The organism is Enterobacter sp. HNDS-6 (assembly GCF_039850505.1).
GTDB lineage: Bacteria > Pseudomonadota > Gammaproteobacteria > Enterobacterales > Enterobacteriaceae > Enterobacter > Enterobacter kobei.
In genome coordinates this window covers 2677801-2698882 of the sequence record NZ_CP156673.1, presented here as the reverse complement: position 1 = coordinate 2698882, position 21082 = coordinate 2677801, and the positions used below count along the sequence as shown (strand labels likewise).

The following is a 21082-nucleotide window of genomic DNA, read 5'->3' as shown; positions in this document are numbered from 1 at the left end:
TTTTTGTCCCCAGTCTCTAATGTTCTTCCATACCTGTTTTTCGGATGGAGCAACACCATGGCAATTGCAATTGGCCTCGATTTTGGCAGCGACTCGGTTCGCGCGCTGGCAGTGGACTGTACGACTGGCCAGGAGATAGCAACCAGCGTTGAGTGGTACCCGCGCTGGCAAGAGGGGCGCTACTGTGATGCGCCAAATAACCAGTTCCGTCACCACCCGCGTGACTATATCGAGTCGATGGAATCGGCCGTCAAAACCGTTCTCGCGGAGCTAACGGATGCCCAGCGGGCCGATGTCGTTGGGATTGGCGTCGACAGCACCGGCTCAACGCCTGCCCCGGTGGATGCCGAAGGCCGCGTACTGGCGCTGCGCCCGGAATTCGCCGACAACCCGAACGCCATGTTCGTGCTGTGGAAAGACCATACCGCCGTGGAAGAGGCCGAAGCCATCACCCGTCTTTGCCATCAGCCGGGCAAAACAGACTACTCACGCTATATCGGCGGAATTTACTCCAGCGAATGGTTCTGGGCCAAAATCCTGCATGTCACCCGTGCCGATGCGACCGTTGCGCAGGCTGCGGCATCGTGGATTGAGCTGTGTGACTGGGTTCCCGCCCTGCTCTCCGGCACCACCCGTCCGCAGGATATTCGCCGCGGACGCTGCAGCGCCGGGCATAAATCCCTGTGGCATGAAAGCTGGGGCGGTCTGCCTCCGGCAGCCTTCTTCGATGAACTCGATCCAATTATCAATAAAAACCTGACCTACCCGCTGTTTACCGACACCTTCACCGCCGATATTCCGGTGGGCACGCTCTGCGAAGAGTGGGCAAAACGCCTCGGCCTGCCGCAGAACGTGGCGATTTCCGGGGGCGCGTTTGACTGCCATATGGGTGCCGTGGGGGCAGGCGCACAACCTAACACGCTGGTGAAAGTTATCGGCACCTCCACCTGCGACATTCTGACGGCGGATAAAGCCACCGTTGGCGATCGCGCGGTAAAAGGCATTTGCGGCCAGGTTGACGGCAGCGTGGTGCCGGACTTCATCGGTCTCGAAGCGGGTCAATCCGCGTTCGGCGATATCTACGCCTGGTTTGGCCGCGTGCTGGGCTGGCCGCTGGATCAGCTCGCGGCTGCGCATCCTGAACTGAAAAGCCAGATCGCCGACAGCAAAAAACAGCTTCTGCCACAGCTCACGGAAGCCTGGGCGAAAAATCCGTCTCTCGATCACCTGCCGGTGGTGCTGGACTGGTTTAACGGCCGCCGCACGCCGTTTGCCAACCAGCGACTGAAAGGGGTGATTACCGATCTCAACCTGGCGACCGACGCCCCTGCGCTGTTCGGTGGCCTGATTGCCGCCACTGCCTTCGGCGCGCGCGCCATTATGGAGTGCTTCACCGAACAGGGTATCGACGTGAATAACGTGATGGCACTGGGCGGCATCGCCCGTAAAAATCCGGTCATTATGCAGGCCTGCTGCGACGTGCTGAACCGTCCGCTGCAGATTGTCGCGTCCGATCAATGCTGCGCGCTGGGCGCGGCGATTTTCGCCGCCGTGGCAGCCGGTGTCCACGCGGATATCCCCACCGCGCAGCAGCATATGGCGAGCGCCGTCGAAAACACACTCCAGCCACGTGCCCAGCAGGCACAACGCTTTGAACAGCTTTATCAGCGCTACCAGCAATGGGCAAAAAGCGCCGAACTTCACTATCTCCCTGTCGCCGCCCCGTCAAAACACACCGCGGACACGACGGCAACCCTGACCCATTAAGGACACGATGATGACCATTTTTAATAATTATGAAGTGTGGTTTGTGATTGGCAGCCAGCACCTGTACGGGCCGGAAGCGCTGCAGCAGGTGACGAAACATGCGGAGCACGTCGTTAATGCCCTCAACGCGGAAGCCAAACTGCCATGCAAACTGGTGCTGAAACCCCTGGGTACAACGCCGGATGAGATCACCCATATCTGTCGCGACGCGAACTACGACGACAAGTGCGCCGGTCTGGTCGTGTGGCTGCACACCTTCTCACCGGCCAAAATGTGGATCAACGGCCTGTCTATCCTCAACAAACCGCTGCTGCAGTTCCATACCCAGTTCAACGCCTCCCTGCCGTGGGACAGCATCGATATGGACTTCATGAACCTGAACCAGACCGCGCACGGCGGCCGCGAGTTCGGCTTCATCGGCGCGCGTATGCGTCAGCAGCATGCCGTCGTGACCGGTCACTGGCAGGACAGCCAGGCGCAAAACCGTATCGGCTCGTGGATGCGTCAGGCGGTATCGAAACAAGATACCCGCCATCTGAAAGTGGTGCGTTTCGGTGACAACATGCGTGAAGTGGCGGTCACCGATGGCGATAAAGTCGCAGCACAAATCAAGTTCGGTTTCTCCGTCAATACCTGGGCGGTGGGCGACCTGGTGCAGGTAGTGAATGAAATCAGCGATGGCGACGTGAGCGCGCTGGTAGACGAGTACGAAAGCCGTTACCGCCTGACGCCTGCGGCACAAATCAACGGCGACAAGCGCCAGAACGTGTTGGATGCCGCGCGCATTGAGCTTGGCATGAAGCGCTTCCTGGAACAGGGCGGCTTCCACGCCTTTACGACAACGTTTGAAGACCTCCACGGCCTGAAACAGCTCCCGGGTCTGGCAGTACAACGTCTGATGCAGCAGGGCTACGGCTTTGCAGGCGAAGGCGACTGGAAAACTGCCGCTCTGCTTCGCATCATGAAGGTGATGTCAACCGGTCTGCAGGGCGGCACCTCCTTTATGGAGGACTACACCTACCACTTCGAAAACGGCAACGACCTGGTACTCGGCTCGCACATGCTGGAAGTGTGCCCGTCTATTGCGGTGGAAGAGAAACCGATTCTTGACGTGCAGTACCTCGGCATTGGCGGTAAAGCCGATCCGGCTCGTCTGATCTTCAACACCCGCACGGGCCCGGCCATCAACGCCAGTCTGATCGACCTGGGCGATCGTTTCCGCCTGCTGGTGAACTGCGTCGATGCAGTTGAAACGCCGCATTCACTGCCAAAACTGCCGGTCGCCAACGCCCTGTGGAAAGCACAGCCAGACCTGCCAACCGCGTCAGAAGCCTGGATCCTGGCCGGTGGCGCGCACCACACGGTGTTCAGCCACGCGCTGGATCTGAACGACATGCGTCAGTTCGCCGAGCTGCACGATATCGAACTGACCGTGATTGATAACGACACCCGCCTGCCTGCGTTCAAAGATGCGCTGCGCTGGAACGAAGTCTATTACGGTTCGAAACGCTAAGTACGAAATGCCCGGTGGCACCGTGTTCACCGGGCAGGGAGACAACAATGTTAGACGATCTCAAACGACAGGTGCTCGAAGCCAACCTGGCGCTGCCGAAACATAACCTGGTGACCCTGACCTGGGGCAACGTCAGTGCCGTTGACCGCGAAAAAGGTGTGTTCGTGATCAAGCCCTCTGGCGTGGATTACACGGTGATGACGGCAGACGATATGGTGGTGGTCAGCATCGAAACGGGTGAAGTGGTGGAAGGCAACAAAAAACCCTCCTCCGATACGCCTACCCACCGTCTGCTGTATCAGTCATTCCCGACCATCGGCGGCATCGTGCATACCCATTCGCGTCACGCCACCATCTGGGCGCAGGCGGGCCAGTCCATTCCGGCCACGGGTACCACCCACGCGGATTACTTTTACGGCACCATTCCCTGCACGCGCTTAATGACCGAGGCGGAAATCAACGGTGAGTACGAGTGGGAAACCGGCAACGTGATTGTCGAAACCTTCGAAAAACAGGGTATCGACGCGGCGCAGATGCCTGGCGTGCTGGTGCACTCCCATGGTCCCTTCGCCTGGGGTAAAAACGCGGAAGACGCGGTACATAACGCCATTGTGTTGGAAGAGGTCGCCTATATGGGGATCTTCTGTCGCCAGCTCGCACCACAGCTACCGGATATGCAGCAAACCCTGCTGGATAAGCATTACCTGCGCAAGCACGGCGCGAAAGCGTATTACGGGCAGTAGCTTGTAGGCCGGATAAGCGCAGCGCCATCCGGCAAAACAGACACTGTATAAAACCCCAGCAATCACCTCTTAACCAGGCTATAATCAAGCCTGGTTTTGTTTATGGGATAACGGTGTGACGCAGGCGCAAGAAGGCTTTTTACTGACCCGGCACTGGCGGGATACGCCTCAGGGCACTGAGGTTGAATTCTGGCTGGCGACGGACAGCGGCCCGTTGCACGTAACGCTGCCGCCGCAGGAGTCCGTGGCGTTTATTCCTGAATCGCACGTCGAAAAAGTCAAACAACTGCTGCGCGGCGAAAACGGCTGGCGCATCACCCCTCTTGAGCTGAAAGATTTCCACCGTCAGCCGGTATACGGCCTTTACTGTCGCGCCCATCGTCAACTGATGCGCTATGAAAAGCTGCTGCGCGAGGCGGGCGTAACGCTCTACGAAGCGGATATCCGCCCCCCCGAGCGTTTCCTGATGGAACGGTTTATTACCGCGCCCGTCTGGGTGGATGGCACAGCGCAAAACGGTCGCCTCGTTAACGCTCGTCTGAAGCCTAACCCGGGCTATCGCCCGCCGCTAAAATGGGTCTCCCTGGACATTGAAACCACCCGCCACGGCGAGCTGTACTGCATTGGTCTGGAAGGCTGCGGCGATCGGGTTGTGTACATGCTTGGGCCGCCAAATGGCGATGCGTCCGCGCTGGATTTCCGGCTTGAATATGTCAATAGCCGACCCCAGCTGCTGGAGAAGCTTAACCAGTGGTTTGCCGACTACGATCCCGATGTCCTGATCGGCTGGAACGTGGTGCAGTTCGACCTGCGCGTGCTGCAAAAACATGCCGAGCGGTATCGCATTCCGCTGATACTCGGGCGCGGCAACAGCGAGCTGGAGTGGCGCGAGCACGGCTTTAAGAATGGCGTCTTCTTCGCCCAGGCCAATGGCCGCCTGATTATCGACGGCATCGAGGCACTGAAATCCGCCTTCTGGAACTTCTCGTCATTCTCTCTTGAAGCCGTAGCGCAGGCGCTGCTTGGCGAGGGCAAATCCATTGACAACCCCTGGGACAGAATGGATGAGATTGACCGACGCTTTAATGAAGATAAACCGGCGCTCGCCACCTATAACCTGAAAGATTGCGAGCTGGTTACGCAGATTTTCCATAAAACCGAGATCATGCCGTTCCTGCTGGAGCGCGCGACGGTAAACGGCCTCGCGGCCGACAGGCACGGCGGCTCGGTAGCGGCCTTTAGCCACCTCTATTTCCCCCGCATGCACCGGGCAGGGTACGTTGCCCCCAACCTCGGGGACGTACCGCCACAGGCCAGCCCCGGCGGGTATGTGATGGACTCCCGGCCAGGGCTTTACGATTCGGTGCTGGTTCTGGATTACAAAAGCCTGTATCCGTCGATTATCCGCACGTACCTGATTGACCCGGTGGGGCTGGTGGAAGGGATGGCGCAGCCGGACGACGCGCACAGCACTGAAGGCTTTCTCGGCGCCCGTTTCTCGCGTGAAAAACACTGCCTGCCTGAAATTGTGGGAAACATCTGGCACGGGCGCGACGAGGCGAAGCGTCACGGCAATAAGCCCCTCTCGCAGGCGCTGAAAATCATTATGAATGCCTTTTACGGCGTGCTGGGCACCAGCGCCTGCCGCTTTTTCGACCCCAGACTGGCGTCATCCATCACCATGCGCGGGCATGAAATCATGCGTCAAACCAAAGCGCTGATTGAATCCCGGGGCTATGACGTCATTTATGGCGATACCGACTCCACCTTTGTCTGGCTGAAAGCCGCCCATTCTGAAGAGGACGCCGCGCGAATCGGCAAAGAACTGGTCGCCTTCGTGAACGCCTGGTGGCGCGAAAGTTTGCAAAAAGAGCGGTTAACCAGCACGTTAGAACTGGAATTTGAAACCCATTTCGCCCGCTTTTTAATGCCCACCATTCGCGGTACCGACCAGGGCAGCAAGAAGCGCTACGCCGGGCTGATTCAGGAAGGTGACACGCAGCGGATGGTATTCAAAGGGCTGGAGACGGTGCGCACCGACTGGACCCCGCTGGCGCAGCAGTTCCAGCAAACGCTTTACCTGCGGGTATTCCGCAATGAGCCCTATCAGGATTACGTGCGCGAAACCATCGCCAGCCTGATGACGGGTGAGCTGGATAACCAACTGGTTTACCGCAAACGCCTGCGCCGCCCGCTGGCAGAATATCAACGTAATGTGCCTCCCCACGTACGCGCCGCGCGCCTGGCGGATGAAGAGAACGTGAAGCGCGGCCGCGCCCCGCAGTATCAGAACCGGGGAACGATCAAATATGTCTGGACCATTAACGGCCCGGAACCGGTGGATTATCAATACTCACCGCTCGATTACGATCACTACCTGACGCGTCAGCTTCAGCCGGTCGCCGACGGAATTTTGCCCTTCATCGACGACAATTTTGCTACACTAGTGACAGGGCAACTTGGCCTATTTTGACACGTGACGAAATGGCTGCCATCCAGTACCATAGCGCCCTTTCCATTCCCGGACCCATTTTTCGATGACCGTCTTTTTTGACGGGGGTCGAACTATTGCCTGCAATTAAAGATTAGAGCCGAACAACTATGCCTTTTACACTTGGTCAACGCTGGATCAGCGATACAGAAAGCGAACTTGGATTAGGAACCGTCGTTGCCGTCGATGCGCGTATGGTTACCCTCCTCTTCCCTGCCACCGGTGAAAACCGCCTGTACGCTCGCAATGACTCCCCTGTAACCCGCGTGATGTTCAATCCGGGTGACACCGTGACCAGCCATGACGGCTGGCAGCTCAAGATTGAAGACGTAAAAGAAGAGAATGGACTGCTCGCTTACATTGGTACGCGTCTTGATACAGACGAAGCCAATGTCATCCTGCGTGAAGTGCTGCTCGACAGCAAACTGGTTTTCAGTAAGCCGCAGGACCGCCTGTTTGCCGGGCAAATTGACCGTATGGATCGCTTCTCGCTGCGCTATCGCGCGCGCAAGTTCCAGAGTGAACAGTACCGTATGCCGTGGAGCGGCCTGCGCGGTCAGCGCACCAGCCTGATCCCCCACCAGCTGAATATCGCCCATGACGTGGGCCGTCGCCATGCACCTCGCGTACTGCTGGCCGATGAAGTGGGCCTGGGTAAAACCATTGAAGCGGGTATGATCCTGCATCAACAGCTGCTTTCCGGTGCCGCCGAGCGCGTGCTGATCGTGGTGCCTGAAACCCTGCAGCACCAGTGGCTGGTCGAGATGCTTCGCCGCTTTAACCTGCGCTTCTCCCTGTTTGACGACGAACGCTATGCCGAAGCGCAGCACGACGCCGACAACCCGTTTGAAACCGAACAGCTGGTCATTTGCTCCCTGGACTTCGTGCGCCGCAGCAAGCAGCGTCTTGAGCACCTGTGCGATGCCGAGTGGGACATTATGGTCGTTGACGAAGCGCACCATTTAGTCTGGAGCGAAGACGCGCCAAGCCGCGAGTATATGGCTATCGAACAGCTTGCGGAGCGCGTCCCTGGCGTCCTGCTGCTGACCGCAACGCCGGAACAGCTGGGTCTGGAAAGCCACTTCGCCCGTCTGCGCCTGCTCGACCCAAACCGTTTCCACGATTTCGGGCAGTTCGTGGAAGAACAGAATAACTACCGTCCGGTCGCGGATGCCGTGGCCATGCTGCTGGCAGGCAATCGTCTTTCTAATGAGGAACTCAACACCCTGAGCGAGCTGATTGGCGAGCAGGATATTGAACCGCTGCTGCAGGCCGCGAACAGCGATAGCGATAACGCGGAGCCTGCGCGTAAAGAGCTCATCGACATGCTGATGGACCGCCACGGCACCAGCCGCGTGCTGTTCCGAAACACCCGTAACGGCGTCAAAGGCTTCCCGAAACGCGAGCTGCACACTATCAAGCTGCCGCTGCCGACGCAGTATCAGACGGCGATCAAAGTCTCCGGCATTATGGGCGCGCGCAAAACTCAGGAAGAGCGCGCCCGCGACATGCTCTACCCAGAACAAATCTACCAGGAATTTGAAGGCGATACCGGTACCTGGTGGAACTTCGACCCGCGCGTGGAGTGGCTGATGGGCTACCTGACCGCCCACCGCTCCCAGAAGGTGCTGGTGATCTGCGCCAAAGCGGCTACCGCGCTGCAGCTTGAGCAGGTGCTGCGCGAGCGTGAAGGTATTCGCGCCGCCGTGTTCCACGAAGGGATGTCCATCGTTGAACGTGACCGCGCGGCGGCGTGGTTCGGTGAAGAGGACAGTGGCGCACAGGTTCTGCTGTGCTCGGAAATCGGTTCTGAAGGCCGTAACTTCCAGTTTGCCAGTAATCTGGTGATGTTCGATCTGCCGTTCAACCCGGATCTGCTGGAACAGCGTATCGGTCGTCTGGATCGTATCGGCCAGGCGCATGATATTCAGATCCACGTGCCGTATCTGGAAAAAACTGCCCAGTCCGTGCTGGTGCGCTGGTTCCACGAAGGTCTGGATGCGTTTGAGCATACCTGCCCGACGGGCCGCACCATTTACGATCAGGTGCATAGCGATCTGATCGGCTACCTGGCCGCACCGGAAAACAGTGACGGATTTGACGATCTGATCAAATCCTGCCGCGAGAAGCATGAAGCGCTGAAAGCGCAGCTTGAGCAGGGTCGCGACCGCCTGCTGGAAATTCACTCCAACGGCGGTGAGAAAGCGCAGGCGCTGGCTGAAAGCATTGAAGAACAAGATGATGACACCAGTCTGATCAGCTTCTCCATGAACCTGTTCGACATCGTCGGAATTAACCAGGACGATCGCGGCGAGAACCTGATTGTCCTGACCCCGTCCGATCACATGCTGGTGCCGGATTTCCCGGGCCTGCCGGAAGATGGTTGTACTATCACCTTCGAGCGTGATGTGGCGCTGTCCCGCGAAGATGCTCAGTTCATCACCTGGGAACACCCGCTGATCCGTAACGGACTGGATCTGATCCTTTCCGGCGATACCGGTAGCAGCACGATTTCACTCCTCAAGAACAAGGCACTGCCGGTGGGTACGCTGCTGGTAGAACTGATCTACGTTGTGGAAGCCCAGGCACCAAAACAGCTCCAGCTGACCCGCTTCCTGCCGCCAACGCCTGTGCGTCTGCTGCTGGATAAAAACGGTACCAACCTGGCAGGGCAAGTTGAATTCGAGAGTTTCAACCGTCAGCTGAGCGCGGTGAATCGCCATACAGGCAGCAAGCTGGTGAATGCGGTACAGCAGGACGTGCATGCCATTCTGCAGCTGGGCGAAAGCCAGATCGAGAAAGCCGCCCGTGCGCTGATCGATGCTGCACGCACCGAGGCCGATGAGAAACTCTCAGCGGAGCTGTCCCGTCTGGAAGCGCTGAAGGCGGTGAACCCGAACATCCGTGACGATGAACTGGCTGCCATTGAAAGCAACCGTCAGCAAATTATGGAAAGCCTGAATCAGGCGGGCTGGCGACTGGACGCATTGCGTCTGATTGTTGTCACGCATCAGTAAGCGGAGCAAAAAAATGGTAATGGAGCCCTACAATCCGCCGATGGATCCCTGGCTGGTCATCCTGTATCAGGATGAACACATTATGGTAGTTAACAAGCCGAGCGGCCTGTTGTCCGTACCGGGGCGTCTGGATGAGCACAAAGACAGCGTGATGACGCGCATTCAGCGCGATCATCCACAGGCGGAATCTGTGCATCGTCTGGATATGGCAACCAGCGGCGTGATTGTGGTGGCGCTCAATAAAGCGGCGGAGCGCGAGCTGAAGCGCCAGTTCCGCGAGCGCGAGCCGAAAAAGCAGTACGTGGCGCGCGTCTGGGGACATCCTGCACAGGCAGAAGGGTTGGTCGATCTGCCGCTGATCTGCGACTGGCCGAACCGGCCTAAGCAGAAGGTCTGCTATGAAACCGGCAAGGCCGCGCAGACCGAGTATGAAGTGCTGGAGTACGCACCGGATAACACCGCGCGCGTACTCCTTAAGCCGATTACCGGACGTTCACACCAGCTGCGCGTGCATATGCTTGCGCTGGGTCATCCGATTTTAGGCGACCGGTTTTACGCGCCGCCGGAAGCGCTGGCGTTAGCACCGCGTCTGCAGCTTCACGCCCAGACGCTGACCATTACCCATCCGGCCTTCGGTAACACGATGACGTTTAACGCCCCGGTGGACTTCTGAAAAAAGGGCCCGACACTGTCGGGCCCTTTTTTATTTGAAACCTTTCTTCTCTTTAATCAGCTCGTAAGCCTTCTGAATTTCCTGCGCTTTCTGCTTCGCCATCTCCATCATTTCCGGCGGTAAGCCTTTCGCGACCAGTTTGTCCGGGTGATGCTCACTCATCAGCTTGCGATAGGCGCGTTTGATGGTGGTCTGATCGTCAGTGGGTTTCACGCCAAGTACGTTGCAGGCATCGTCCAGCGTCGGTCCACGCTGCGCCTGCTGCCATGCACCGCCGGACGACTGCTGGTGATACCCCCCGCCAAACTGCGCGCCGCCCTGCATCATGCGTAAGAACTGGTCGAACTGCATTCGGGAGATGCCCAACTCTTCTGCAATGACGTACAGAACATCACGTTCATTAGGGTGCAGTGAACCGTCAGCAAACGCCGCCTGGATTTGAATTTCCAGAAACATCCTAATTAAATCAAAACGTCCGAAGCAGATGCTGCGGAACTGACGCATTTTTTCACGCAGCGGATAGTTATCTGATTTCCCAATGCGAAACGCATTCTGCGCGGCCACACGGGATTCACCATGCAAATTCATGCGGTCCATAAAGATGCTGGCGATTTGAATATCGGCTTCGGTCACGCGGCCTTTGGATTTGGTTAAATGCCCCATGACTTCAAAGGTGGTGGAGAAAAAGAGTGACTGGCGCTCGCGCTGATTCGCAAACCAGGCCATTTTGCGGCTGCGCGCCTTATCAAACATATGACCGATAATGAGCCCAAGCACGATTCCCCAGAACCCGGCACCCATGATGATGGCGAACGCAACGCCGATTATTTTACCCCAATACTGCATATACTCCCCGGATAGTCATATTCCTGGCCGACGCAACGTCATCATCACAGTGTTCAAGCCACGGTCAATTGAAGGACATCGCCTATAATTTGCTTTATCATACTCGTCATTCGATAGCGAGCCTAACACTCTGGCACGCAAACGGGCAGGATTAACGCTGGTACTGCGCTGATGAGTAAGATAGTCTCTGAGCGTTTGTAAGCCGTAGCCACTGATGACGGAACAATAAAATACAACGTATGAAAAAACGTATCCCCACCCTTCTGGCCACAATGATTGGCACCGCCCTGTACAGTCAACAGGGGCTGGCGGCCGATCTCGCCTCGCAGTGTATGCTTGGCGTTCCAAGTTATAATCGCCCACTGGTGCAGGGTGATACAAATAGCTTGCCGGTAACCATTACTGCAGACAGTTCTAAGGGTACTTATCCTGACAACGCCACGTTTACGGGCAATGTGGATATTAACCAGGGCAATAGCCGCCTGCAGGCAGATGAAGTGCAGTTGCACCAGAAGCAGCCGGAAGGCGCGGCCGAGCCGGTACGAACGGTGGATGCGCTGGGTAATGTGCACTATGACGACAATCAGGTCATCCTGAAAGGTCCGAAAGCCTGGTCAAACCTGAATACGAAAGATACTAACGTCTGGGAAGGTGATTACCAGATGGTGGGTCGCCAGGGACGCGGTAAAGCGGACCTGATGAAACAGCGCGGTGAAAACCGCTATACGATCCTGGAAAATGGCTCCTTTACCTCCTGTCTGCCAGGGTCAAACACCTGGAGCGTGGTCGGGAGCGAAGTGATCCACGACCGTGAAGAGCAGGTCGCGGAGATCTGGAACGCCCGCTTTAAGCTGGGTCCGGTACCGGTATTCTACAGCCCTTATCTTCAGCTTCCCGTGGGTGACAAGCGTCGCTCGGGTTTCCTGATCCCCAATGCCAAATACAGCACCTCGAACTACTTTGAGTTCTACCTGCCGTATTACTGGAACATCGCGCCCAACATGGACGCCACGATCACGCCGCACTATATCCATAAGCGCGGTAACGTCATGTGGGAGAACGAGTTCCGCTACCTGACTCAGGCCGGTGCGGGTCTGATGGAGCTGGATTATCTGCCGTCAGATAAAGTCTTCCAGGATGAGCACCCGACCGAAGGCGACAAGCACCGCTGGATGTATTTCTGGCAGCATGCCGGGGTACTGGATCAGGTCTGGCGTTTTAACGTCGACTATACCAAGGTCAGCGATCCTTACTACTTTAATGACTTTGACTCCAAGTACGGTTCAAGTACCGATGGTTATGCCACGCAGAAATTCAGCGTTGGCTATGCCATTCAAAACTTTAACGCCACGGTGTCAACCAAGCAGTTCCAGGTCTTTAATACCCAAACAGCAAGTACCTACGGTGCTGAACCGCAACTGGACGTGAACTGGTACCAAAACGATGTCGGTCCTTTCGACACCCACGTCTACGCTCAGGCGGTGCATTTCGTTAATACCAACTCGGATATGCCAGAATCCACACGCGTTCATATTGAGCCGACGGTCAACCTGCCCTGGTCAAATGACTGGGCAAGTCTGAATACCGAAGCCAAGCTCATGGCGACGCACTATCAGCAGAAAAATCTGGACTGGTACAACAATCGCTATGGTACCGATCTTGAAGAATCAGTAAACCGTACGCTCCCCCAGTTTAAGATGGACGGTAAACTGATTTTCGAACGTGATATGGCACTCCTGGCGGATGGCTATACTCAGACGCTTGAACCGCGTATGCAGTATCTTTACGTGCCTTATCGCGATCAGAGCAAGATTCAGAACTACGACTCCTCTTTCCTGCAATCGGACTATAGCGGCCTGTTCCGCGACCGTACCTACGGTGGTCTCGACCGAATTGCTTCCGCTAACCAGTTAACGACCGGTGTCACAACGCGCGTTTATGATGAATCTGCCGTTGAACGTTTTAACGTTTCTGTTGGTCAAATTTACTATTTCACCGAGTCTCGTACGGGTGATGACGACATTAACTGGGAGAAAGACAACAAAACGGGGTCACTGGTGTGGGCGGGTGATACCTACTGGCGCATGACCGATCGCTGGGGTCTGCGCGGTGGGTTGCAGTACGATACGCGACTGGACAATATCGCGACGAGCAGTGCAGCCATTGAATACCGTCGTGATGAAGACCGTATGATGCAGTTGACGTACCGTTATGCCAGTCCGGAATATATTCAGGCGACATTGCCGAACTACGCCAATGCTGACCAATACAAAGATGGGATTTCGCAGGTGGGTGGCGCAGCAAGCTGGCCTATCGCCGATCGCTGGTCAATCGTAGGCGCTTACTACTTTGACACTAACGCCAATAAACCTGCTGACCAGATGGTGGGTCTGCAATATAACTCCTGCTGTTATGCGCTGCGTGTCGGCTACGAACGTAAGCTTAACGGCTGGGATACTCAAAACAATCAGAGCAAATACGATAACGTGATTGGCTTTAATGTCGAACTGCGCGGCCTGAGTTCCAACTACGGCCTGGGCACCCAGCAGATGCTGCGTTCGAACATCCTGCCATACCGTAGTTCCTTGTAATGTATTTGATTTACAACGTAATCCGCTTTGCGGTTAATTGAAATGGAAAAAGTATGAAGAACTGGAAAACGCTGCTGCTCGGTGTCGCTATGGTTGCGAATACCAGCTTCGCGGCCCCCCAGGTTGTTGATAAGGTCGCCGCTGTTGTTAACAACGGCGTCGTGCTCGAAAGTGACGTTGACGGTCTGATGAAATCTGTGAAGCTCAATTCGGGCGAAGCAGGTCAGCAACTTCCGGATGACGCCACGCTGCGCCATCAGATCCTGGAACGACTGATCATGGATCAGATCGTACTGCAGATGGGTCAGAAAATGGGCGTGAAGGTGACTGACGAGCAACTCGATCAGGCCATCGCTAACATCGCAAAGCAAAACAACATGTCTCTGGATCAGATGCGCAGTCGTCTGGCCTATGACGGCATCAGCTACGCCACCTACCGCAACCAGATCCGTAAAGAGATGCTGATTTCGGAAGTGCGTAACAATGAAGTCCGTCGTCGCGTCACGATCCTGCCGCAGGAAGTGGACGCGCTGGCAAAACAGGTGGGTAACCAGAACGATGCGAGCACAGAGCTGAACCTGAGCCACATTCTGATCCCACTGCCAGAGAACCCAACCTCCGATCAGGCTGCGGAAGCAGAAAGTCAGGCACGTTCTATTGTCGAACAGGCGCGTAACGGCGGCGACTTTGGCAAGCTGGCTATCACCTACTCCGCTGACCAACAGGCGCTGAAAGGCGGCCAGATGGGCTGGGGACGTATTCAGGAGCTGCCATCCATCTTTGCCCAGGCGCTGAGTACGGCGAAGAAAGGCGATATCGTGGGTCCAATCCGTTCCGGTGTGGGCTTCCACATTCTGAAAGTGAACGATCTGCGTGGTCAGAGCCAGAACATTTCCGTGACTGAAGTTCACGCTCGCCATATTCTGCTCAAACCGTCACCGATCATGACTGACGATCAGGCACGTGCGAAGCTGGAGCAGATTGCGGCAGACATTAAGAGCGGTAAAACCTCGTTTGCCAATGCCGCGAAGGAGTTCTCTCAGGATCCAGGCTCTGCTAATCAGGGCGGCGATCTGGGCTGGGCGGCAGCAGATATTTACGATCCTGCCTTCCGCGATGCGCTGATGAAGCTGAACAAAGGCCAGATCAGTGCTCCGGTACACTCTTCATTTGGCTGGCATCTGATCGAGCTGATGGACACCCGTAACGTGGATAAAACGGATGCGGCGCAGAAAGACCGCGCTTACCGTATGCTGTTTAACCGTAAGTTCTCTGAAGAAGCGGCAACCTGGATGCAGGAACAACGCGCCAGTGCTTACGTGAAAGTTCTGAGTAACTAATGAAACCGCATCGTGTTGTGATCACCCCCGGCGAACCCGCCGGGATTGGGCCAGACCTCGTTGTCCAGCTCGCCCAGCGAAGCTGGCCGGTGGAACTGGTTGTCTGCGCAGATGCAACACTGTTACAAGACCGGGCGAAGCTGCTCGGTCTGCCTTTAACGCTTATTCCTTACGTTGAAGGTCAACAGCCAGCACCACAGCAAGCCGGTACGCTCACGGTTCTTTCTGTCCCTCTTCGTACACCGGTCATTCCAGGCCAGCTCAGCACGGAAAACGGCCACTACGTCGTGGAAACCCTCGCGCGCGCCTGCGACGGTTGCCTGAAGGGTGAATTTGCTGCCCTGATCACCGGCCCCGTGCACAAGGGCGTCATCAACGAAGCGGGTATCTCCTTTACCGGGCACACGGAATTCTTTGAAGAGCGCTCGCACAGCCCGAAAGTAGTGATGATGCTGGCGACGGAGGCAATGCGCGTTGCGCTCGTGACCACCCATCTGCCCGTTAAGGCCATTCCTGATGCCATCACCCCGGCACTGCTGCGGGAGATCATCGGGATCCTGCATCATGACCTGCAAACCAAATTTGGCATCAAACAGCCACACGTTCTGGTTTGCGGCCTGAATCCGCATGCGGGAGAAGGTGGACACATGGGCACCGAAGAGATCGACACCATTATTCCGGTGCTTGAAGAAATGCGCGCTAAAGGGATGAATCTTAGCGGGCCGCTCCCTGCGGACACGCTTTTTCAGCCGAAATACCTGGATAATGCCGACGCCGTCCTCGCGATGTACCACGATCAGGGCCTGCCCGTGCTAAAATACCAGGGCTTTGGCCGCGGGGTGAATATCACCCTCGGTTTACCCTTTATTCGAACGTCCGTTGACCACGGTACTGCGCTGGATCTGGCAGGACAGGGGAAAGCGGATGTCGGCAGTTTTATTACGGCGCTTAATCTCGCCATCAAAATGATTGTTAATACTCAATGACTAATCGAGTCCATCAGGGCCACTTAGCCCGAAAACGCTTCGGGCAAAACTTCCTCAACGATCAGTTCGTGATCGAAAGCATTGTTTCGGCTATTAATCCGCAAAAAGGTCAGGCTATGGTCGAAATCGGTCCGGGCCTTGCTGCACTGACCGAGCCGGTAGGCGAACGCCTCGACGAGCTGACCGTTATCGAACTGGACCGCGATCTTGCCGCACGCCTGCAAACGCACCCGTTCCTCGGACCGAAGCTGACCATTTATCAGCAGGACGCCATGACCATGAACTTTGGCGAACTGTCGGAGAAAATGGGTCAGCCGCTGCGCGTCTTCGGCAACCTGCCGTACAACATCTCCACGCCGCTCATGTTCCACCTGTTTAGCTATACTGATGCCATTGCCGATATGCACTTCATGTTGCAAAAAGAGGTGGTTAACCGTCTGGTTGCAGGGCCGAACAGTAAAGCGTATGGTCGTTTAAGCGTGATGGCACAATATTACTGTAACGTGATCCCGGTACTCGAAGTGCCGCCGTCAGCGTTCACACCACCACCGAAAGTGGATTCAGCGGTTGTGCGCCTTGTGCCACATAAAACGAAACCCTATCCGGTTAAAGATCTGCGTGTCCTCAGCCGCATTACCACAGAAGCCTTTAACCAGCGCCGTAAAACGATCCGTAACAGCCTGAGCAATTCATTTACCGTTGAGGTGTTAGCCGAGCTGGGGATCGACCCGGCAATGCGTGCGGAGAACATTTCCGTAGAGCAGTACTGCAAGCTGGCTAATTACATCAGCGAAAATGCGCCGCCGAAGGAGAGTTAAGCCATGATTGATTCGCCCCGCGTATGTGTCCATGTACAAAGCGTCTATGTTGAATCGCAATCCTCACCCGATGAAGAGCGTTTTGTCTTTGCTTACACCGTGACCATTCGCAATCTGGGGCGGATGCCCGTGCAGCTGCGCGGGCGCTACTGGCTTATCACCAACGGCAATGGCCGCGAAATTGAAGTTCAGGGTGAAGGTGTCGTGGGCGAACAGCCCCACATCGCCCCTGGCGAAGAGTACCAGTACACCAGCGGTGCGGTGATTGAAACGCCGCTGGGTACCATGCAAGGCCATTACGAAATGGTCGACGTCGATGGCAATGTGTTCCGCGTTGCTATTCCTGTGTTCCGTCTCGCCGTAACCACACTCATTCATTAATCTAATGTCTACATATCTGATTGGCGACGTTCACGGTTGCTACGATGAACTGATCGCATTGTTAAAACAGGTCGACTTTACGCCAGGACAGGACACCCTCTGGCTGACGGGCGATTTAGTTGCGCGCGGCCCGGGCTCGCTTGAGGTTTTACGTTTCGTCAAATCGCTGGGCGATAGCGTGCGCATGGTGCTGGGCAATCACGATCTCCATCTGCTGGCCGTGTTTGCCGGGATCAGCCGCAACAAGCCTAAAGATCGCCTCACTCCGCTGCTGGAAGCGCCAGACGCGGACGATCTGATTAACTGGCTGCGCCGTCAGCCCTTGTTGCAGGTCGACGAGGATAAAAAACTGGTCATGGCCCATGCCGGGATCACCCCGCAATGGGATCTTGAGACGGCAAAAACCTGTGCGCGTGACGTAGAAGCGGTACTGGCGAGCGACTCGTATCCCTTCTTCCTGGATGCCATGTACGGCGATATGCCGAACCACTGGAGCGAAGAGCTCAGCGGTCTGGCCCGCCTGCGCTTTATCACCAATGCGTTCACCCGCATGCGATTCTGCTTCCCGAACGGGCAGCTGGACATGTATTCCAAGGAAACGCCGGAAAGCGCACCTGCCCCCCTCAAACCGTGGTTTGCCATTCCGGGGCCGGTAACAACCGAATATAGCATAGCGTTTGGTCACTGGGCGGCACTGGAGGGCAAAGGCATGCCAGAGGGTATCTACGGTCTGGATACCGGCTGCTGCTGGGGAGGCGAGTTAACCTGCTTACGCTGGGAAGATAAAGCTTACTTTGTGCAGCCATCCAACCGACAGCAGGACTCAGGGGAGAGTGAGGCCGTCGCCTCCTGATGAATCCCCCTCACTCAGGGTGAGGGGGAAAAACTTAACGACGTTCCAGAATCTCGAAGCAGTAGCTGTGGGAGTTCTGCGCATCGGCGTCGTGGAATTCACTGAATACGGATTCCCACTCGTCCGGATCGTAATCCGGGAAATGGGTATCCCCTTCCACTTCCGCATCAATGTGGGTCAGATACAGCTTCTGCGCTTTAGGCAGGAACTGCTCATACACACGACCACCGCCGATCACCATGATCTCTTCGGCATCACCGCAGGCAGCAATCGCTTCATCTACGGACTTAACCCATTCGACGCGATCGTCAGTACCCGGCTGGCTACTGATAACGATATTCTTACGGCCCGGCAATGGACGACCAATCGACTCCCAGGTCAGGCGGCCCATCACTACCGGCTTGTTTAACGTCGTACGTTTAAACCATGCGAGATCGGCAGGCAGGTTCCACGGCATGGCATTTTCCATACCGATAACGCGGTCTACCGCCAGCGCTGCAATCAGACTGATCATTGAAAATTTCCCGGATGCAAAAAATTGCCGCCACTATACGGAAAGCTTAATCTTTCGTCGACTGGCGGCAGAGTAAAGATACAGAAATTTTTTAATATTGCTGGCAACGCCACTTCACACTGAAGGTTTACTCTCGGGCTCGTCAGCCGGATCGCCGGTATGCTTGCCCTCTTCCGTGCCCTGCCAGCCATGACGCTGGATCAGCGACAGATGATTACGGTCCTCATTGATGATTTCCGTCAGCATCGCACTGGTGCGTTTAAACACCGCCGCCCGCTCCGTGGCCGTGCTGCCTGCCATAGCCGCCATCTCTTCCACCATCCCGGTGTTAAAGCGGCGGAACAGATCCGCACGTTCGCGCGCTTCATACGCCCCGAGCCCCAGATTCTCGAGCGCCATACGCCCGGATTTCAGCGCACCTTCGAATGTTTCACGCTCGGGTGCCTCAACGCCTGCCTGACGTAGTCGGATGTAATGATCCACATCGCGCGCGCGGGAAATGATCGTCAGCGCCGGGAAATGTTCTTTTACCAGCTCCACCATCTGTATGCTGGTCTCCGGATCGTCAATGGCGTTAATCAACACCTCCGCTTTTGCGGCCCCCGCGGATTCCAGCAGATCGACACGGGTGGCATCACCGTAAAACACTTTCATATCAAATTTACGCAGCGTATCGACATGGTCGGGATCGTGGTCGAGGATGACCATTTTCACCCCACTCGACAGCAGCAAACGCCCTACGATCTGTCCGTAGCGACCAAAACCAGCGATGATCACGCGTGGCTGCTCCTCGTCGATTTCATCGGCTTCGCGCTCCTGATCGCTACCCGATTTTTCGAGGCGAGTCAGCACCACCAGCAGAACAGGCGTTGCCGCCATCGAGAGTGCGACCGCCAGCGTCAGCGCTTTTGCCCACTCAGGATCCAGCACGTTTGCCATCTGCGCGGCGCCAAAGACCACGAACGCAAATTCACTCCCCTGCCCCAGCAGTACGGCAAACCAGCTGCGCTGTTTACCCGGCACATTTAATGGCCGCGCAATCAGCCACAGCATTGCCATTTTAATGACCAGGAAACCGACCAGCAGGATGATAATCCGCAGCGGGTGTGTGACCAGCGTGCCAAAGTCGACGGACATCCCCACGCCGATGAAAAACAGTCCCAGCAGCAACCCTTTGAACGGCTCAATATCGCTTTCCAGCGCGTGCCGGTATTCAGAGCTTGCCAGCAGAACGCCCGCAAGGAATGCCCCCATCGCCATCGACAGCCCGGCTTCTTCCAGCAGCAAACCAAAACCAAAGACCAGGAACAGTGCCACGGCGCTGAACACTTCGCGCAGACCCGAGCGGGCGACGAAACGCAGCAGCGGACGGGTCACGTAGCGGCCCAGCAGGACCACCAGTGCCAGCGCCCCTACAACCTTCAGTGCCGACAGCGCGAACGCGCCCAGCGTCGTGGAGGAGCCGCTTGCCGCCAGCAACGGGATCATCGCCACCAGCGGAATCGCCGCTATATCCTGGAACAGCAGCACCGAGAATGCACTGCGCCCCATCTGGGAGACCGTCAGGTTTCGCTCGTTCATCGCCTGCATGGCAATGGCCGTCGAGGAGAGCGCCAGCGTCATGCCGATGAGCTCAGCCACTTTCCAGTCCATTCCCAGCAGGATGCAGAACCCGCCCAGCAGCAAGCCGCAGGCCACCATCTGTAATGCCCCGCCGCCAAATACCGAGGCGCGAAGTTTCCACAGGCGCTGCGGATCGAGCTCCAGACCAATCACAAACAGCATCAGCACAACACCGATTTCAGCGAAATGGAGAATCGCCTCTGCATCCGTAACCAGACGAAAACCCCACGGCCCAATGACGCAGCCCGCAATCAGGTAGCCGAGAACCGAGCCCAGCCCCAGGCGTACCGCCACGGGCACAATCAGCGCCGCCGCGCCGAGATAAATCAGCGCCTGTATCAGCGTATGGCTATCCATGGTGCGTCTCCTGCCACTCAAGTAAGCGTTGTTTGTAATGGCGAGCCTGCACCTGCAGCGTTTCATCGTCGCAGACAAACGTGCAGTGCATCGCAAAAGGTGGGATCCAGTTCAAACCACAATAGAGTGCAGTGGCCTGTAGCGGCTGGGCCAGCACGTCAAACCCCGGGAAAGAACCAATATCAAAGTGGCTTTCTCCTCCGCCAGTGGTCACCGCCCACATCAGGCTTTTCCCTTTTAGCGCATTGCCATTGTGGCCATACGCCCAACCGTGGGAGAAGACTTTATCAATCCACAGTTTCAGGAGCGGAGGCGTGCTGTACCACTGCATTGGATGCTGCCAGATAATCAGATCGGCACGGGAGAGCGCATCCTGTTCAGCAGCGATATCGATATTAAAATCGGGATAAAGTTGATAGAGGGAACGTATCTCTACGTTATCAAGCGTCCTTACCTGCTCAAGCATCCGCTTATTCGCATGCGAGTGCTGCGGATAAGGGTGCGCGTAAATTATGAGTATCATCAAATGACCTGTCTTCTTCTCTTCTTGTAGCAGTGAGTGTAGACAG

General features: G+C 56.4%; 16 protein-coding genes. 12 read left to right on the top strand and 4 right to left on the bottom strand.

Annotated elements, in window-relative coordinates:
• The first annotated feature begins 57 nt into the window (after positions 1-57).
• From araB to rluA, 6 genes are all read left to right on the top strand, one after another.
• Entirely contained in the window at positions 58-1767 is a 1710-nt protein-coding gene (araB, locus tag ABFI50_RS12620; RefSeq protein WP_087529139.1) for a ribulokinase, read from the top strand.
• A gap of 10 nt (positions 1768-1777) precedes the next feature.
• Positions 1778-3280, top strand: coding sequence for an L-arabinose isomerase (gene araA, locus ABFI50_RS12615; RefSeq protein ID WP_014882514.1), 1503 nt, complete (start codon positions 1778-1780; stop codon positions 3278-3280).
• Positions 3281-3327: 47 nt separating this feature from the next.
• Entirely contained in the window at positions 3328-4023 is a 696-nt protein-coding gene (gene araD / locus ABFI50_RS12610) for an L-ribulose-5-phosphate 4-epimerase (protein WP_014882513.1), read from the top strand.
• A gap of 115 nt (positions 4024-4138) precedes the next feature.
• Positions 4139-6496 (top strand): DNA polymerase II, encoded by a 2358-nt coding sequence (polB, locus tag ABFI50_RS12605; RefSeq protein WP_347484176.1) that lies wholly within the window; start codon positions 4139-4141, stop codon positions 6494-6496.
• Between the two features lie 128 nt (positions 6497-6624).
• A complete protein-coding gene (gene rapA, locus ABFI50_RS12600) occupies positions 6625-9531 on the top strand; it encodes an RNA polymerase-associated protein RapA (RefSeq protein WP_014882511.1) in 2907 nt (968 codons plus the stop codon).
• 13 nt (positions 9532-9544) lie between these two features.
• Entirely contained in the window at positions 9545-10204 is a 660-nt protein-coding gene (rluA, locus tag ABFI50_RS12595) for a bifunctional tRNA pseudouridine(32) synthase/23S rRNA pseudouridine(746) synthase RluA (RefSeq protein ID WP_023332069.1), read from the top strand.
• 30 nt (positions 10205-10234) lie between these two features.
• Here the strand turns inward: rluA and djlA are convergent, their stop codons facing one another.
• Entirely contained in the window at positions 10235-11050 is an 816-nt protein-coding gene (djlA, locus tag ABFI50_RS12590) for a co-chaperone DjlA (RefSeq protein WP_014882509.1), read from the bottom strand.
• A 239-nt stretch (positions 11051-11289) separates the two neighbouring features.
• Between djlA and lptD the strand changes: the two genes are divergently transcribed.
• From lptD to apaH, 6 genes are read left to right on the top strand one after another with little or no spacing between them, the layout of a single operon-like run.
• Positions 11290-13641: an LPS assembly protein LptD gene (lptD, locus tag ABFI50_RS12585; RefSeq protein WP_014882508.1), complete on the top strand. Its 2352-nt coding sequence runs from the start codon at positions 11290-11292 to the stop codon at positions 13639-13641.
• A 53-nt stretch (positions 13642-13694) separates the two neighbouring features.
• Positions 13695-14981, top strand: a complete 1287-nt coding sequence (surA, locus tag ABFI50_RS12580) for a peptidylprolyl isomerase SurA (RefSeq protein ID WP_014882507.1) — start codon at positions 13695-13697, stop codon at positions 14979-14981.
• Positions 14981-15967, top strand: coding sequence for a 4-hydroxythreonine-4-phosphate dehydrogenase PdxA (gene pdxA, locus ABFI50_RS12575; RefSeq protein WP_088126447.1), 987 nt, complete (start codon positions 14981-14983; stop codon positions 15965-15967). The genes surA and pdxA overlap by 1 nt, the downstream gene beginning before the upstream one ends.
• Positions 15964-16785, top strand: a complete 822-nt coding sequence (rsmA, locus tag ABFI50_RS12570; RefSeq protein WP_008502020.1) for a 16S rRNA (adenine(1518)-N(6)/adenine(1519)-N(6))-dimethyltransferase RsmA — start codon at positions 15964-15966, stop codon at positions 16783-16785. Before pdxA ends, rsmA begins: the two co-directional genes overlap by 4 nt.
• Positions 16786-16788: 3 nt before the next feature.
• Positions 16789-17166 carry a Co2+/Mg2+ efflux protein ApaG gene (gene apaG / locus ABFI50_RS12565; RefSeq protein WP_014882505.1) on the top strand — a complete coding sequence of 126 codons (378 nt, stop codon included), beginning with the start codon at positions 16789-16791 and terminating at the stop codon, positions 17164-17166.
• A 4-nt stretch (positions 17167-17170) separates the two neighbouring features.
• Positions 17171-18019 (top strand): bis(5'-nucleosyl)-tetraphosphatase (symmetrical) ApaH, encoded by an 849-nt coding sequence (apaH, locus tag ABFI50_RS12560; RefSeq protein ID WP_014882504.1) that lies wholly within the window; start codon positions 17171-17173, stop codon positions 18017-18019.
• 34 nt (positions 18020-18053) lie between these two features.
• On the opposite strand, the gene folA is transcribed toward apaH, so the two are convergent.
• The 3 genes from folA to kefF form a co-directional block, all read right to left on the bottom strand.
• Positions 18054-18533 carry a type 3 dihydrofolate reductase gene (gene folA, locus ABFI50_RS12555; protein WP_006173915.1) on the bottom strand — a complete coding sequence of 160 codons (480 nt, stop codon included), beginning with the start codon at positions 18531-18533 and terminating at the stop codon, positions 18054-18056.
• A 114-nt stretch (positions 18534-18647) separates the two neighbouring features.
• A complete protein-coding gene (gene kefC / locus ABFI50_RS12550; protein ID WP_032637522.1) occupies positions 18648-20513 on the bottom strand; it encodes a glutathione-regulated potassium-efflux system protein KefC in 1866 nt (621 codons plus the stop codon).
• Positions 20506-21036 (bottom strand): glutathione-regulated potassium-efflux system oxidoreductase KefF, encoded by a 531-nt coding sequence (gene kefF / locus ABFI50_RS12545; RefSeq protein WP_347484170.1) that lies wholly within the window; start codon positions 21034-21036, stop codon positions 20506-20508. Before kefF ends, kefC begins: the two co-directional genes overlap by 8 nt.
• Positions 21037-21082 lie beyond the last annotated feature (46 nt).

Excerpts from the sequence above, each read along its gene's own strand:
- araB (WP_087529139.1), top strand. The coding sequence starts at position 58 with ATGGCAATTGCAATTGGCCTCGATTTTGGCAGCGACTCGGTTCGCGCG.
- araA (WP_014882514.1), top strand. The coding sequence starts at position 1,778 with ATGACCATTTTTAATAATTATGAAGTGTGGTTTGTGATTGGCAGCCAG.
- araD (WP_014882513.1), top strand. The coding sequence starts at position 3,328 with ATGTTAGACGATCTCAAACGACAGGTGCTCGAAGCCAACCTGGCGCTG.
- rapA (WP_014882511.1), top strand. The coding sequence starts at position 6,625 with ATGCCTTTTACACTTGGTCAACGCTGGATCAGCGATACAGAAAGCGAA.
- rluA (WP_023332069.1), top strand. The coding sequence starts at position 9,545 with ATGGTAATGGAGCCCTACAATCCGCCGATGGATCCCTGGCTGGTCATC.
- djlA (WP_014882509.1), bottom strand. The coding sequence starts at position 11,050 with ATGCAGTATTGGGGTAAAATAATCGGCGTTGCGTTCGCCATCATCATG.
- lptD (WP_014882508.1), top strand. The coding sequence starts at position 11,290 with ATGAAAAAACGTATCCCCACCCTTCTGGCCACAATGATTGGCACCGCC.
- surA (WP_014882507.1), top strand. The coding sequence starts at position 13,695 with ATGAAGAACTGGAAAACGCTGCTGCTCGGTGTCGCTATGGTTGCGAAT.
- pdxA (WP_088126447.1), top strand. The coding sequence starts at position 14,981 with ATGAAACCGCATCGTGTTGTGATCACCCCCGGCGAACCCGCCGGGATT.
- rsmA (WP_008502020.1), top strand. The coding sequence starts at position 15,964 with ATGACTAATCGAGTCCATCAGGGCCACTTAGCCCGAAAACGCTTCGGG.
- apaG (WP_014882505.1), top strand. The coding sequence starts at position 16,789 with ATGATTGATTCGCCCCGCGTATGTGTCCATGTACAAAGCGTCTATGTT.
- apaH (WP_014882504.1), top strand. The coding sequence starts at position 17,171 with ATGTCTACATATCTGATTGGCGACGTTCACGGTTGCTACGATGAACTG.
- folA (WP_006173915.1), bottom strand. The coding sequence starts at position 18,533 with ATGATCAGTCTGATTGCAGCGCTGGCGGTAGACCGCGTTATCGGTATG.
- kefC (WP_032637522.1), bottom strand. The coding sequence starts at position 20,513 with ATGGATAGCCATACGCTGATACAGGCGCTGATTTATCTCGGCGCGGCG.
- kefF (WP_347484170.1), bottom strand. The coding sequence starts at position 21,036 with ATGATACTCATAATTTACGCGCACCCTTATCCGCAGCACTCGCATGCG.